Below are 13,069 nucleotides of genomic sequence, written 5' to 3' on the forward strand. Positions count from 1 at the left end.
ATCATGCCCGGCTCGCCCGCGGGCGGATCAACCCGCTGAGAGTCGGAGCCCGCCGCGATTGCTGCCTGCAGACATGCGCGCACCGTTGGCTGCATAGAACGGATGGGGACTCTCCAGCAGGACGTCAAGTGCACTCTGCGTGAATTCGAGTTGCGCGTAGACGATGGCGGCGTTGCGCGTGTTGCAGGCTTTCGCCCTTTTTGCCAGCACCAGGAGATTGTCCCATGCGTGCGCCGTTTCCTTGCCCATCTGTGCCGCGGCGAGCGCCGCGCCTTCTGGGTCGCTGCGTTGGTTGAAGGCGGTGGCAGCCTGCATGCGCTGGCGATCGAGCATCTCGATGGTCGCGAGCAGGCTACTCTTGCGCTCGGCCAAAGGTTCCAGCTCGGCGAACAAACAGGTCTTCATGGCGAGCACTTCTTGGTCGAGCACCGAGAGCAACTCAGCGATCGCAGCACTTTCCGCAAGCAGTACCTTGAGCATGATTTACTCGCCCTTGGGTGGATTGAGCAGTTCGTGGACACTCGCCAGCAAACCGTCGGCGATGCGCTCCGGGCGCACCTCGTAGCGCCCGGCACGGATGTCTTCGCGGATTGCTGCCACACGGGCAGCATCGAAGTCCCCGCCGAGCACGGCTTGCAGCTGGTGCACCTGACCGGACGGCGCCGGCGTGGCTTCGGCCGCATTGGCAACGATGCCGGAGGACGCAGCCGAAGGGGTCTTCGCTGAGCGGGACAGTGGTATCGCGGGAGCAGCGGGTGGATCGATTTTCACGGTAGTTCCTCAATATCTGTACGTTGTATCGGCAGTCCCCGGTGGAACTTTAGGGTGTGGGCGTGGCCCGATTCGTCACGGGCGGTGTGCTGCTGAGCAGCACGCTCCCATCCTTGTCGGCAATACCGCTGACCATGCGGTTGTCGCTGGACCTTGCGCGCACCAGTGCGCCTGCTTCGCCTGCAGTCATGGCGACACCTTCGGTGCGGATGGTAAAGCCGGCACCCTGGGCAACCAGGTTCACTGTCTGGCCTTGCCGAACGACCAGTGTGCCGCGCACCATTTCCTTGCGCAATGGAACGCCCGCTCCAATACGCGTCACGGCGACAGTGCCTGCGACGGAGGCACCTGCGAGCAGCACTGAACGCGGCATCCGCGACAGGTCGCCGGTCTTTTCCTGCACGTCGGCGGCCTCGATCGCTCGGCCTGCTTCGATCGCATGGGCAGCAGCGAGGTAGCGTCCTTCGACACTCACATAGGTACTGACGAAGCGCGTCCAGGGCGCCGCCCCGCTGCAGCGCAATCCCACCGAAATGCGTCCCATGGCGGCAGAGCCGAGCGGCAGGAACGGCTGCATCGCCTTGCAGGGCGGCAACGGATGCGAGGGCTTGAGCTCGATGTCCAGAGAAACCTTGCCTGGAAGCGAGAGCGTCTGCGCCGTCATGAACTCTTCGATGAGCGTGCGCACCGCGCTGTCTGCGGGCGCGCCGTCGTCTGCAAGACATAGGCAAGTGCTCAGCAGCAAGGCGCTGAACACCACCAGCACGCGCGCGGTGCCGCGGCGGCGTTGCAGGGCTGAAGGACTTTGGAGGGGTGACATGAGGTGGGCGAACCTGGAGCGGAGGTCTGCGCGAGATGTTATCGGTCGCGGACATGCAGCAGAACCCGGAACTGCAAGGCAAAGGCTGCTTTGTTCAAGCCTTCATCCAATGCACGCATGCATAGACTTTCCACCACGAACCGACGAGCACGTCGAGGTACGTCACCACCACAGGATGCATTCGCATGATGGACAAATTGGACAATGCGTTGCGCTTCAACAGGGAAGCGCTCAACCTCCGAGCACAACGCCAGGAAGTATTGTCGGCCAATATCGCGAACGCCGATACGCCGAACTACAAGGCACGCGACTTCGACTTCGCCAGCAAGCTGACCGAAGTCGTTTCGCGCGGGCGCGCCGCGGACTCGCTGGGAATGACCACGACATCGTCGCGCCACATCGCGGCACAGGCCCCTTCGAGTTCCGAGCAGGATCTGATGTACCGCATCCCGGCGCAGTCGAGCATCGACGGCAACACCGTCGAGATGGACACCGAGCGCGTCAACTTCGCCGACAACGCGCTGCGCTACGAGTCGAACCTGACGGTGATGAGCGCCAAGATCAAGACGTTGATGTCGGCTGTCCAGCAGTAAACACCATGGACCCCTTGGCATTCCCCGGCAGCTCGATGAGCATCTTCAGCGTGGCGGGCTCCGCACTGGCAGCCCAGTCGCAGCGCATGAACGTCACCGCCAGCAATCTTGCCAACGCCGAGAGCGTGGCAGGCCCTGATGGTCAACCCTATCGCGCCAAGCAGGTCGTCTTCGAGGTCGCTGGCGGCAGTGGGCAGCAGATCGGCGGCGTGCGTGTGGCCTCGGTCGTTGAAGACCAGTCACCCATGAAGCTCGTGTACGACCCGAAGAGTCCGCACGCCGATGCGCAGGGCTACGTGTCGATGTCCAACGTCAATGTCGTGGAGGAGATGACCAACATGATCTCCGCGTCGCGCAGCTATCAAGCGAACGTCGAAGTGCTCAACACGGCCAAGACGCTCATGGTCAAGACGTTGACGCTCGGTCAGTGATCTGACTGAGCGCCGCGTCAATCCTCTCTCCCTTTCCCCATTCCAGTCATGACCACCACTACCAATCTTGCGAGCCTGGCCTCCAGCGCAGCGCTCAACACCACGTCGTCGACCGCGTCCGCAACAGCGGGTACATCGTCGACGTCCAACGCGGACAGTGAGCAGCGCTTTCTGAAATTGTTAGTCACGCAGCTCAACAACCAGGATCCGCTCAATCCGATGCAGAACGCAGAACTCACCTCGCAGCTCGCGCAGATGAGCACGGTCAGCGGCATCGAGAAGATGAACACCACGCTGTCCGGACTGATGAGCCAGGGCAGTGCCAGCCAGGTGCTGCAGGCGGCATCGCTGATCGGTACCAATGTTCTGGCCCCAGGCAATACGCTGACCGCAGGTTCCGGCACCGCGCCCTTCGCCGTCGATCTGGCTGCGGCTGCGGCTCAGGTCAAGGTGACCATCACCGACGCGGCCGGCACGGCCGTGCGTACCTATGATGCGGGCGCCATGGCCCAAGGCGTCCACGGCCTGACGTGGGATGGCAAGGACGACAGCGGCGCCGCAGTGGCCGCCGGCAACTACCAAGTTCAGGTTACAGCCGCCAACGGCTCCGCGGGGGTTGCTTCGACAGCCTTGACTGTGGGCCAGGTCAACAGCGTGAAGCAGGGCGCCACAGGCGTGTCGCTGGATCTCGGCGGCGGCCGCACAGCGTCGTTGAGCGACGTGCGCAACATCCTTTGAGCGATCTCTACCTCTTCCAACATCCAGACAGGACTCTCTCATGAGCTTTTCCCAAGGTATCAGCGGCTTGAATGCCGCAGCGTCGAACCTCGACGTGATCGGCAACAACGTCGCCAACTCCAACACGTTCGGTTTCAAGGCGGCGACGGCCACGTTCAAGGATCTCTATGCCGGCACACGCATCGGTTTGGGTGCTGCCGTCGCCGGCGTGGTTCAGAATTTCAGCCAAGGTACGGTGCAGTCGAGCAGCCGTCCCCTGGATCTGGCCATCACCAACGGCAGCGGCTTCTTTCGCGTGAGCAGTGACAGTGGTGAGATCTCCTATTCCCGCAATGGCCAATTCACGGTCGACAAGGACGGTTATGTCGTCAACTCTGGCGGCCTGCGTCTGGATGGCTTTGGCGTCGCAGCCAATGGATCGCTCGCCGGCGGCACGCCTTCGGCGTTGAAGATTCCGTCGACTTCCATGACACCCAAGGCGACCACCACGATCGCGTCTGAATTCAATCTGGATGCGCGCGGCGCCGTGCCGACGGCCACACCCTTCAGCGCGACGGATTCGACCACCTACAACTACTCGAATGCACTGGGTCCGATCTACGACTCGCTAGGCAATTCGCACGAGTTGTCGGTCTTCTTCGTCAAAACGGGCTCCAACGCCTGGAATGCCTACGCCACGGCCGATGGCAATGCCGTCAACGGCGGCGCCCCGATCTCGGGCCTGACCTTCGATGCCAACGGTGCGTTGGCCACGCCAGCGGGTGGCACGATGAACATTGCCGGCCTGACCTTTGCCAACGGCTCGGCACCGCTCAACATGGCCGTTAACCTGCGCGGAACGACCCAGTTCGGCAACGACAACGCCGTGAGCAAGCTGACCCAGGACGGCTATAGCTCGGGTGCACTGACATCGTTCTCCATCAACGGAGACGGCACGCTCACGGGCAAGTATTCCAACGAGCAGACCCAGCTGTTGGGCCAGATCGTGTTGTCGACCTTCGCCAATCCAAACGGCCTCGAGCCCAGTGGCGATAACGTTTGGCGCGAGACGCGTGCCTCGGGCCAGGCACTGACGAGTGCACCGGGTGTAGGCACGCCGCAGGGCAGCATCGCCTCCGGCGCCCTGGAGACATCCAATGTCGATCTGACCGCAGAGTTGGTCAACCTGATCGTTGCGCAACGCAGCTACCAGGCCAACGCGCAGACGGTCAAAACGCAAGACCAGGTCGTGCAGACGCTGATCAACATCCGTTGATCGCTACCTGCAATGCACCCATTCCCACCAAATTGAAAGCGTAGCCCATGGACCGCATGCTGTATGTCGCGATGAGTGGAGCCAAGCAGGCCATGGAGCAGCAGGCTTCGACCGCCAACAACATGGCGAACACCTCGACGCCAGGATTTCGCGCACAGATCAACGAATTCCGCGCGGTGCCCGTGACGGGCGAGGAAATAGGAACGCGCGCTTTCGTCGTGGCGACGACGCCGTCGGCCAACTTCAATCAGGGTCCTGTGCAGGACACGGGCAATCCGCTCGACATCGCCATTCGCGGTGACGGCTGGCTCGCAGTGACCGACGCCAATGGCCAGGAGGCCTACACGCGCGCCGGCAATCTGCGTGTGGGCTCCGACGGCCAGATCCTGGCGATGGGCAATTACCCGGTCGTCGGAGATGGCGGCGGCATCGTCGCGCCGCCCGGCCAGGCGTTGGGCATCGGTGCCGACGGCATGGTCTCGGCACGCGCCGTGGGTGATCCCAATGCCGTGACGGTCGAAGTCGGACGCCTCAAGCTGGTCAATCCGAAGACGGGCGATCTGGTGCGTGGCGACGATGGCCTGTTTCGCATGCGCGAAGGCCTGCCAGCGGCGGATGCGGACCGAACGCTCACCGTGACCAGCGGTGTCATCGAGCAGAGCAACGTCAATCCCGTGGAGGCCATGGTCGCCATGATCGCCAACGCGCGCAGTTTTGAATTGCAGATGAAGTCGATCCAGACCGCCAACGAGAACGCGCAGTCTGCCAACAAGTTGCTGGCCTACGGTTGACTCTGAACCGTCCACGTCGCACCTGTCCAAGTACCCGAAAGAACCTCCTCATGATTCGCTCCCTCTACGTCGCCAAGACCGGCCTTGAAGCCCAGCAGACCCAGCTGGACGTGGTCTCCAACAATCTGGCCAACGTCGGCACCACGGGCTTCAAGCGAAGCCGCGCCGTCTTTGAAGACTTGATGTATCAGAACCTGCGCCAGGCAGGCGGTCAAACCTCGGACCAGACCCGCATGCCTTCGGGCCTGCAAGTGGGCACCGGTGTGCGCGTGGTCAGCACCGAACGCCTGCATTCGCAGGGCAATCTGACCAAGACCGACAACCCGAAAGACGTGGCCATCAACGGCGGCGGCTTCTTCCAGGTGCTGATGCCCGATGGGAGCACCGCTTACACCCGCGATGGATCCTTCCAGTCCAACAGCGAAGGCCAACTGGTCACTTCCAGCGGCTACCCGATCCAGCCCGCAGTCACGATTCCACAGAACGCGACGAGCATCACCATCGGCCGCGACGGTATCGTCTCCGTGGCTCAGGCAGGTACCACCAACACCGTGCAGGTCGGCCAGCTCCAGCTGGCAACCTTCGTCAATGCGGCAGGCCTGGAGAGCAAGGGCGAGAACCTCTATGCGGAAACCGACGCCTCCGGCGCACCCAACCAGGTGAACCCGGGTGTCGATGGCGCCGGCGTGCTGAGCCAGGGCTATGTCGAGGCATCCAACGTCAATGTGGTCGAGGAGTTGGTCAACATGATCGCCACACAGCGTGCCTACGAGATCAACAGCAAGGCGGTGCAGACGTCCGACCAGATGCTGCAGCGGCTCGCGCAGCTATGACGGGCTTTGGCCTCCATGAGGCTGTGCGCCGCGCCGTGCTCGTCGCGGCCGCGCTGTTCGCCGGCGGGTGTGCGCAGATTCCGCAGGAGCCGCTGGTGCACCAGCCGATGACCACCCGCGGCGACCCGCAGCCCGTGGCGCGCGCGCGCAACCTGTCCGGTGCCATCTATCAGGAAGGCGGTCGCGGCAACGCTTTGTTCGAGGACCGCCGTCCTCGTCGTACCGGGGACATTCTGACCATCCTTGTGAGCGAGCGGATCAATGCGAGCAAGAACTCGGCGGCGACTGCCAGCCGCAGCGACAGCATCAGCGCCGCCTTCACCGGCATTCCCAAGGTGCTTGGCGGTCTCTTCACCGGACAGGACACCGCGCTCACGGGCGCGAACAGCCTGACCTCCAAGGGCGGAGCCAATGCGGCCAACACCTTCAGCGGCGTGATCACCGTCACGGTGGTCGACGTGCTGAACAACGGCAACCTGCTGGTGAGCGGCGAAAAGCAGATGCTGATCAACCAGGGCACCGAATTCATCCGCTTCTCTGGCGTGGTGAACCCGCGCACGGTCACGGGCGACAACACGGTGTCTTCGACCCTGGTGGCCGATGCGCGCATCGAGTACAGCGCCAAGGGCTACATCAACGAGGCGCAGACCATGGGCTGGCTCCAGCGCGCTTTCCTGAACGTGTTGCCGTTTTGAACATGAACCTCTTTTCCAAAGGCAGCCTCTGCCCGCCGTTCTTGCGCCTCGCTGGCGTGGTCTTTCTCTCGATGTGCGCGATGTCCGTCGTCCCGGCCCACGCCGAGCGCATCAAGGAGATCGCCACCGTGCAGGGCGTACGGGACAACCCGCTCATCGGCTATGGCCTGATGGTGGGCCTTGACGGCACAGGCGACCAGACCACGCAGACGCCCTTCACCACGCAGAGCCTGAACAACATGCTCGCGCAGCTGGGCGTGACCGTGCCGGCCGGCTCTCGGATGCAGCTCAAGAACGTCGCCGCCGTCATGGTGACGGCCAACCTGCCCGCGTTCGCGCGCGCCGGCCAGACCCTCGACGTGACAGTGTCTTCGATGGGCAATGCCAAGAGCCTGCGAGGCGGCACGTTGTTGATGACGCCGCTCAAGGGCGCCGACGGCCAGGTTTATGCGATTGCCCAGGGCAACATGGTGGTGGGCGGCGCGGGCGCCTCGGCCAACGGCAGCAAGGTGCAGATCAACCAGCTGAGCTCGGGCCGCATTCCGGCGGGCGCGCTGGTCGAGCAGGCCGTCGACGCGCAGGTGGGCGACGCGGGTGTGCTCAACATCGAACTCAACCAGTCCGATTTCAGCACCGCACAACGCACCGCCGAAGCGATCAATGCGCAGTTCGGTGCGGGCACGGCCGATGCCATCGACGCGCGCCGCGTCGTGGTGAATGCGCCGGAGTCGCCGCAGGCTCGCGTGGCCTTTCTCGCGCGGCTCGAAGGCGTGCAGGTCACGCCGCCGCAGGCCGCAGCGCGCGTGGTCGTCAATGCGCGCACCGGCTCGGTGGTCATGAACCAGGCCGTGCGCGTGCAGGACTGCGCGGTGGCACATGGCGCGCTGTCTGTCGTCATCAGCACCACGCCTGCGGTGAGCCAGCCCGGTGCGCTGTCCGGTGGCAGTACCGTTGCGACGCAAAGCTCGCAGATTTCGTTGAGCCAAGGCGGCGGTGCACTGCAGATGGTCAATGGCGGGGCGTCGCTCTCCGATGTGGTCAAGGGCCTCAACAGCCTGGGCGCGAACCCGCAGGACCTGGTCTCCATCCTCCAGGCCATGAAGGCTGCCGGTGCGTTGCGCGCCGAGCTCGAAATCATCTGAGGGTGGCTGCATCATGACGATTTCATCGGCCACCGCAGCCAGCGGCTACGACGCCACCCAGCGCAGCGGGGCACTCGACCAGCGTTTCTCGCTCGACGTGCAGGGCGTGGACGCCCTGCGCCGCACGGTACGCAGCACCCCCGACGAGGGGCTCAAGCAGGTCTCCCGGCAGGTCGAGGCCATGTTCATGAACATGGTGATCAAGAGCATGCGCGAGGCCACGCCGTCGAGCGGCCTGCTCGACAGCCAGAGCCAGAAGGTCTACATGTCGATGCTCGACCAGCAGCTCTCGCAGAGCCTGTCGGGGCGTGGTCTGGGGCTTGCCGAGGCCATGCAGGCGCAGCTCGCGCGCACGGCAAACGGCAGCACGGCGGCACCAACCGACGGCCTGCCGATGTCGCTGGCCCCGCCACCGGGATTTCCCCTTCGTCGCGCGGCACCCATGGCGCTGACACCTTCTGGGTCGGCGTCTTCCGACGCCACCGCGCCGCGCGCAGCAGGCGCTGCCGTGGACCTGCGCGTCTACAGCGCCTTCGCCGGCGGTGAGGGCAGCCCGGCCAAGACCAGCCTGCAAGGCAAGGTCGACGGCTTTGTTGGCCGCATGGGCGCATCGGCGCAGGCGGCCAGCAACGCGAGCGGCGTACCTGCACCGTTGATCCTGGCGCAGGCCGCGCTCGAATCGGGTTGGGGCCAGCGCGAGATCCGCGGCGCCGACGGCACGCAGAGCTTCAACCTGTTCGGCATCAAGGCCGACCGCAATTGGAAGGGCCCGGTGGTCGAAGTCGTGACCACCGAGTACGTCGACGGCGAGGCGCAGAGGGTGAGCGCCAAGTTCCGTGCCTATGGTTCCTACGACGAAGCCTTCGCCGACTACGCGAAGTTCATGACGCGCAACCCACGCTACGCGACGGTGATCGCCACCGAAGACCCCGCCGCCGCCGCGCATGGGCTCCAGCGCGCTGGCTATGCCACCGACCCACAGTACGGCAACAAGCTCGTGCGGATCATGCAGAAATTCACTTGAGCCCAGACCACCCCCTATGACAGACATCGCCCCCACCCTTGCAATACGCAATGGCTCACTGGAGATCGTCGCCTTCAAGCTGGGTGCCGAGGAGTACGGCATCGACATCCAGAAGGTGCAGGAACTGCGCGGCTACGACGCCGTGACGCGCATCGCCAACGCGCCCGAGCACATCAAGGGCGTGGTGAACCTGCGCGGCATCATCGTGCCGATCATCGACATGCGCATCAAGTTCGACCTGGGCGAACCGACCTACAACGAGTTCACCGTCGTGGTCGTGATCAACGTGGCCGGTCGCATCGTGGGCATGGTGGTCGATAGCGTGTCCGACGTGATCACGCTGGTGAGCGAGCAGATCAAGCCCGCACCTGAAATGGGCGCTGCCCTCGACACCGACTACCTGATCGGCCTGGGCACGCTGGGCGAACGCATGCTGATCCTGGTGGACGTCGATCGACTGATGTCTTCCGAGGAACTGGGGCTGATCGAGAAGATCGCCAACTGAAGCCGAACGGCACCATCGGAGACAAAAATGACAAACTGGAAGATTGGAACGCGCCTGGGCCTGGGCTTTGCCGTGGTGTTATTGCTGGCGGCCAGCATGGCGGTGCTGGGTGTGGGAGCTCTTCAGCAGTTGGAAACGTCGGTCAAGGCGATGACCGGCCGTGCATTCGCCAAGGAACGCCTGGCAGCGCTGTGGCTCAAGGACACAGGCAAGAACAGTGTGCGCACATTCAGTCTGGTGGCCACCGACGACGTCCGATTGCAGACGGTGCTGCAGAAAGAGATGAGCGTCACCAGCAAGGCCATCTCCGAGACCCAGAAGCAGATCGAGGCCTTGCTGGACTCTCCCAAAGAGCAAGCCATCAGCGACGACATCAAGGCGCGGCGAACCACCTATATGGATTTGCGTAACGCGGTCCTGAAACTCAAGGCCGACAACCGGCTCGCCGACGCAAAGTCGCTGACCGACCAGCAGCTCGTGCCGGCGCTCACTGCCTACGAGGCCAGCATATCGGCCATGCTGACACACCAGCAGACGTCGATCGATGAAACCGCCAACAACATCGAGGCGCATTACCGCACGGCACGCATGCTGCTCATTGTCCTGGCCGTGTTTGCGCTGACGCTGGGCATTGCGATTTCGTGGTCGCTGACGCGCGGCATCACACGGCCGCTGAACGATGCCTTGCGCTTGGCGCAGACCGTGGCAGCCGGCGACCTCAGCCAACATATGGAAATTCGTTCGGGCGACGAACTGGGCAGGCTGCTGGGTGCGCTCGATGCCATGAACCAGAACCTGCATCGCGTGGTGGGGGAGGTCCGTACCGGCACCCAGACGATCACCGTCGCATCCAGCCAGATTGCGGCTGGCAACCAGGACCTGTCGTCGCGCACGGAGGAGCAGGCGAGCTCGCTGGAGGAGACGGCCGCCTCGATGGAAGAGCTCACCAGCACGGTCAAGCAGAACGCGGAGAACGCCCGCCAGGCCAACGAGCTGGCGTCGTCTGCATCGGCGGTGGCCGTGCGCGGAGGCGCCGTGGTCAACCAGGTGGTGGACACGATGGGGGCGATCAACACGTCGTCGCGCAAGATCGTGGACATCATCGGGGTGATCGATGGGATTGCGTTCCAGACGAACATCCTGGCGCTGAACGCGGCAGTGGAAGCCGCACGTGCGGGCGAGCAGGGGCGCGGCTTCGCGGTGGTGGCCTCGGAGGTGCGCAATCTGGCGCAGCGCTCGGCGTCTGCGGCCAAGGAGATCAAGGGGTTGATCGACGACTCGGTGCACAAGGTGGACATTGGTAGCCACCAGGTTGCCGAGGCGGGCCGCACGATGCAGGAGATCGTGCAGAGCGTGCAGCGTGTGACGGACATCATGGGGGAGATCTCGTCGGCCAGCCAGGAGCAGACGACGGGCATCGAGCAGATCAACCAGGCGATCACGCAGATGGACCAGGTGACGCAGCAGAACGCGGCGCTGGTGGAAGAAGCTGCGGCAGCGGCCGCCTCGTTGCAGGGGCAGGCCCGCAAACTGGCGAAGACCGTCGGCATCTTCAAGCTCGACCCTGCGCACGAATCGGGCATGCCGGCACGCTCAAGCGTTGCCACGGCGCCATTGCGACCTTCATCTGCATCTGCTGCGCCACACGTCATTGCAACGGCAGCGTCGTCGGCGCCAGCCAGCGATGCGTGGGAGACCTTTTAGTCCTGCACAACACCCACCTTGTCATCGACTGAACGATGCGCATCCATCTTCCCATCCCCAACCAGGTGTGAGAGCTGCCGTGAACCGACATGCTGCGCATCGAACCCGGCTATTGCGCCGCCAGTGATGCACTGACATCACACGACCTACCTTGCTCCCCTACCTCCAAAGGCTCGAAAATGAAAATCCTCTCTTCACTGCGCATAGGCCCGCGTTTGGCCATCGGCTTCTTGACCGTGCTCTCTTTGGCTGTGATCTCCGCGGCTTTCATGCTGGGCAACGCGAGGAGCAGTGCCGAGGCAACGCGCGTGATGATGCAGCAGCCGCTGATCAAGGAGCGCCTTATCTCGGACTGGTACGTGCTCACCTATTCGGCCATCGCGCGCACGGCGATGATCGCCAAAAGCACCGATGAGAACCTGACGATTGCATTTGCCGACGTCATCAGCGACAGCGTCAAGCGTGGCTCCGAAATCATCAATAAGGTCAAGCCCATGCTGGTGACCGACGAGGAGAAAGCTGTCTATGCGTCGATCCTTGAACTGCGTGCGCGCTATCAGGCAGGCAAGGAGGTAGTGATGAAGGCCAATGCAAGCAAGAACGTGCAAGAGGCCGAACGTGCCTTCTCCGAAGTCTTCTTGCCTGCCGCGAAGAAGTACGAGGCGCAGGTGCTTGCGCTGCTCACCTTGGAGCGAAAGGCCATCGACGACATGAAGGACGACATCGAGGCCGCGGGTGAACAGAACTTCTATCGCGGTGTGTCCATGACCCTGCTGATGCTCGTGGTGGGCGGCGCATGCGCGGTGCTGATCTCGCGCAGCATCACGCGGCCGCTCAAGGAGGCGGTCGATGTCGCCCAATCTGTTGCTTCCGGCGACCTGACGACGCACTTTCAGGAGTCGGCACGAGATGAAACGGGTCAATTGATGGCCTCGCTGCGCGAGATGAACGAATCGCTGGTCAAGGTGGTCGCACAAGTGCGGGAGGGGACGGACACCATCGCCACCGCATCGAGTCAGATCGCAGTGGGCAACCAGGATCTGTCATCGCGCACGGAGCAGCAGGCCAGTTCGCTCGAAGAGACGGCCGCATCGATGGAAGAACTGACCTCTACCGTCAAGCAAAATGCAGAGAACGCGCATCAAGCCAATCAACTTGCGGCATCGGCATCGGCTGTGGCCGTGCGTGGTGGAACAGTGGTCAATCAGGTGGTGGACACCATGGATGCGATCAATACCTCATCCCGCAAGATCGTCGACATCATCGGCGTGATCGACGGCATTGCATTCCAGACCAACATCCTGGCATTGAACGCTGCCGTGGAGGCCGCGCGCGCCGGCGAGCAGGGCAGGGGCTTTGCCGTGGTCGCCTCGGAGGTGCGCAATCTGGCGCAGCGCTCGGCGTCGGCGGCCAAGGAGATCAAGAGCCTGATCGACGACTCGGTGTCCAAGGTCGCCATCGGAAGTCACCAGGTGGCAGAGGCTGGCCGCACGATGGAGGAGATCGTGCAGAGTGTTCAACGCGTGACGGACATCATGGGTGAGATCACGCTCGCGAGCCAGGAACAGACCACTGGAATCGAACAGATCAACCAGGCGATCACGCAGATGGACCAGGTCACGCAGCAGAATGCGGCCCTGGTCGAGGAGGCTGCTGCTGCGGCTTCGTCCTTGCAGGAACAGGCGGGAGGACTTTCGCAGGTCGTACGTGTGTTCCGGCTCTCGGAGTCCTCACCGCTGCGCCTCACAACAGCCGCGTGAACCGTGA

The 13,069-nt window shown here is 63.4% G+C and carries 15 protein-coding genes; 12 read left to right on the forward strand and 3 right to left on the reverse strand.

The genetic code is table 11. The annotated features are described in order from the left end of the window. Window positions 1–27: 27 nt before the first annotated feature. Genes J2W36_RS22585 through flgA form a run of 3 tightly spaced genes read right to left on the reverse strand, consistent with a single transcriptional unit; the run spans window position 28 to window position 1,591 of the window. On the reverse strand, window positions 28–480 hold the full coding sequence (locus J2W36_RS22585; RefSeq protein WP_307692023.1) for a flagella synthesis protein FlgN: 453 nt from the start codon (window positions 478–480) through the stop codon (window positions 28–30). 3 nt (window positions 481–483) lie between these two features. Next, on the reverse strand, window positions 484–771 hold the full coding sequence (gene flgM / locus J2W36_RS22590; protein WP_307692024.1) for a flagellar biosynthesis anti-sigma factor FlgM: 288 nt from the start codon (window positions 769–771) through the stop codon (window positions 484–486). 49 nt (window positions 772–820) lie between these two features. Further along, entirely contained in the window at window positions 821–1,591 is a 771-nt protein-coding gene (gene flgA / locus J2W36_RS22595; protein WP_307692025.1) for a flagellar basal body P-ring formation chaperone FlgA, read from the reverse strand. A 185-nt stretch (window positions 1,592–1,776) separates the two neighbouring features. Here flgA and flgB point away from each other — a divergent pair, with 185 nt between their 5' ends. From flgB to J2W36_RS22655, 12 genes are all read left to right on the forward strand, one after another. Beyond that, complete coding sequence (flgB, locus tag J2W36_RS22600) at window positions 1,777–2,184, forward strand: flagellar basal body rod protein FlgB (RefSeq protein ID WP_307692026.1); 408 nt, start codon at window positions 1,777–1,779, stop codon at window positions 2,182–2,184. A gap of 35 nt (window positions 2,185–2,219) precedes the next feature. Continuing rightward, window positions 2,220–2,615, forward strand: coding sequence for a flagellar basal body rod protein FlgC (flgC, locus tag J2W36_RS22605; RefSeq protein WP_307692102.1), 396 nt, complete (start codon window positions 2,220–2,222; stop codon window positions 2,613–2,615). A gap of 48 nt (window positions 2,616–2,663) precedes the next feature. Further along, the gene (locus J2W36_RS22610; RefSeq protein ID WP_307692027.1) at window positions 2,664–3,353 is read left to right on the forward strand and encodes a flagellar hook assembly protein FlgD; all 690 of its coding nucleotides are present in this window, start codon (window positions 2,664–2,666) and stop codon (window positions 3,351–3,353) included. A 40-nt stretch (window positions 3,354–3,393) separates the two neighbouring features. Next, window positions 3,394–4,608, forward strand: a complete 1,215-nt coding sequence (gene flgE / locus J2W36_RS22615) for a flagellar hook protein FlgE (RefSeq protein ID WP_307692028.1) — start codon at window positions 3,394–3,396, stop codon at window positions 4,606–4,608. Window positions 4,609–4,655: 47 nt separating this feature from the next. Continuing rightward, entirely contained in the window at window positions 4,656–5,399 is a 744-nt protein-coding gene (locus J2W36_RS22620) for a flagellar basal body rod protein FlgF (RefSeq protein WP_307692029.1), read from the forward strand. A 50-nt stretch (window positions 5,400–5,449) separates the two neighbouring features. Next, window positions 5,450–6,232, forward strand: coding sequence for a flagellar basal-body rod protein FlgG (gene flgG, locus J2W36_RS22625; RefSeq protein WP_307692030.1), 783 nt, complete (start codon window positions 5,450–5,452; stop codon window positions 6,230–6,232). Next, window positions 6,229–6,927 carry a flagellar basal body L-ring protein FlgH gene (locus tag J2W36_RS22630; protein WP_307692031.1) on the forward strand — a complete coding sequence of 233 codons (699 nt, stop codon included), beginning with the start codon at window positions 6,229–6,231 and terminating at the stop codon, window positions 6,925–6,927. Before flgG ends, J2W36_RS22630 begins: the two co-directional genes overlap by 4 nt. 71 nt (window positions 6,928–6,998) lie before the next feature. Next, a complete protein-coding gene (locus J2W36_RS22635; protein WP_307692103.1) occupies window positions 6,999–8,069 on the forward strand; it encodes a flagellar basal body P-ring protein FlgI in 1,071 nt (356 codons plus the stop codon). 13 nt (window positions 8,070–8,082) lie between these two features. After that, on the forward strand, window positions 8,083–9,093 hold the full coding sequence (flgJ, locus tag J2W36_RS22640; protein ID WP_307692032.1) for a flagellar assembly peptidoglycan hydrolase FlgJ: 1,011 nt from the start codon (window positions 8,083–8,085) through the stop codon (window positions 9,091–9,093). Window positions 9,094–9,109: 16 nt separating this feature from the next. Next, window positions 9,110–9,598, forward strand: a complete 489-nt coding sequence (locus J2W36_RS22645; RefSeq protein ID WP_307692033.1) for a chemotaxis protein CheW — start codon at window positions 9,110–9,112, stop codon at window positions 9,596–9,598. 27 nt (window positions 9,599–9,625) lie between these two features. Continuing rightward, window positions 9,626–11,302, forward strand: a complete 1,677-nt coding sequence (locus J2W36_RS22650; protein WP_307692034.1) for a methyl-accepting chemotaxis protein — start codon at window positions 9,626–9,628, stop codon at window positions 11,300–11,302. 179 nt (window positions 11,303–11,481) lie between these two features. Beyond that, window positions 11,482–13,062, forward strand: a complete 1,581-nt coding sequence (locus J2W36_RS22655; RefSeq protein WP_307692104.1) for a methyl-accepting chemotaxis protein — start codon at window positions 11,482–11,484, stop codon at window positions 13,060–13,062. Window positions 13,063–13,069 lie beyond the last annotated feature (7 nt).

This window comes from Variovorax ginsengisoli, from assembly GCF_030811835.1.
Lineage (GTDB): Bacteria > Pseudomonadota > Gammaproteobacteria > Burkholderiales > Burkholderiaceae_C > Variovorax > Variovorax ginsengisoli_C.

Bases quoted from the DNA above. Each gene is read 5' to 3' on its own strand.
- J2W36_RS22585 (WP_307692023.1), bottom strand. From the start codon at position 480: ATGCTCAAGGTACTGCTTGCGGAAAGTGCTGCGATCGCTGAGTTGCTC.
- flgA (WP_307692025.1), bottom strand. From the start codon at position 1,591: ATGTCACCCCTCCAAAGTCCTTCAGCCCTGCAACGCCGCCGCGGCACC.
- flgB (WP_307692026.1), top strand. From the start codon at position 1,777: ATGATGGACAAATTGGACAATGCGTTGCGCTTCAACAGGGAAGCGCTC.
- flgC (WP_307692102.1), top strand. From the start codon at position 2,220: ATGAGCATCTTCAGCGTGGCGGGCTCCGCACTGGCAGCCCAGTCGCAG.
- J2W36_RS22610 (WP_307692027.1), top strand. From the start codon at position 2,664: ATGACCACCACTACCAATCTTGCGAGCCTGGCCTCCAGCGCAGCGCTC.
- flgE (WP_307692028.1), top strand. From the start codon at position 3,394: ATGAGCTTTTCCCAAGGTATCAGCGGCTTGAATGCCGCAGCGTCGAAC.
- J2W36_RS22620 (WP_307692029.1), top strand. From the start codon at position 4,656: ATGGACCGCATGCTGTATGTCGCGATGAGTGGAGCCAAGCAGGCCATG.
- flgG (WP_307692030.1), top strand. From the start codon at position 5,450: ATGATTCGCTCCCTCTACGTCGCCAAGACCGGCCTTGAAGCCCAGCAG.
- J2W36_RS22630 (WP_307692031.1), top strand. From the start codon at position 6,229: ATGACGGGCTTTGGCCTCCATGAGGCTGTGCGCCGCGCCGTGCTCGTC.
- J2W36_RS22635 (WP_307692103.1), top strand. From the start codon at position 6,999: ATGTGCGCGATGTCCGTCGTCCCGGCCCACGCCGAGCGCATCAAGGAG.
- flgJ (WP_307692032.1), top strand. From the start codon at position 8,083: ATGACGATTTCATCGGCCACCGCAGCCAGCGGCTACGACGCCACCCAG.
- J2W36_RS22645 (WP_307692033.1), top strand. From the start codon at position 9,110: ATGACAGACATCGCCCCCACCCTTGCAATACGCAATGGCTCACTGGAG.
- J2W36_RS22650 (WP_307692034.1), top strand. From the start codon at position 9,626: ATGACAAACTGGAAGATTGGAACGCGCCTGGGCCTGGGCTTTGCCGTG.
- J2W36_RS22655 (WP_307692104.1), top strand. From the start codon at position 11,482: ATGAAAATCCTCTCTTCACTGCGCATAGGCCCGCGTTTGGCCATCGGC.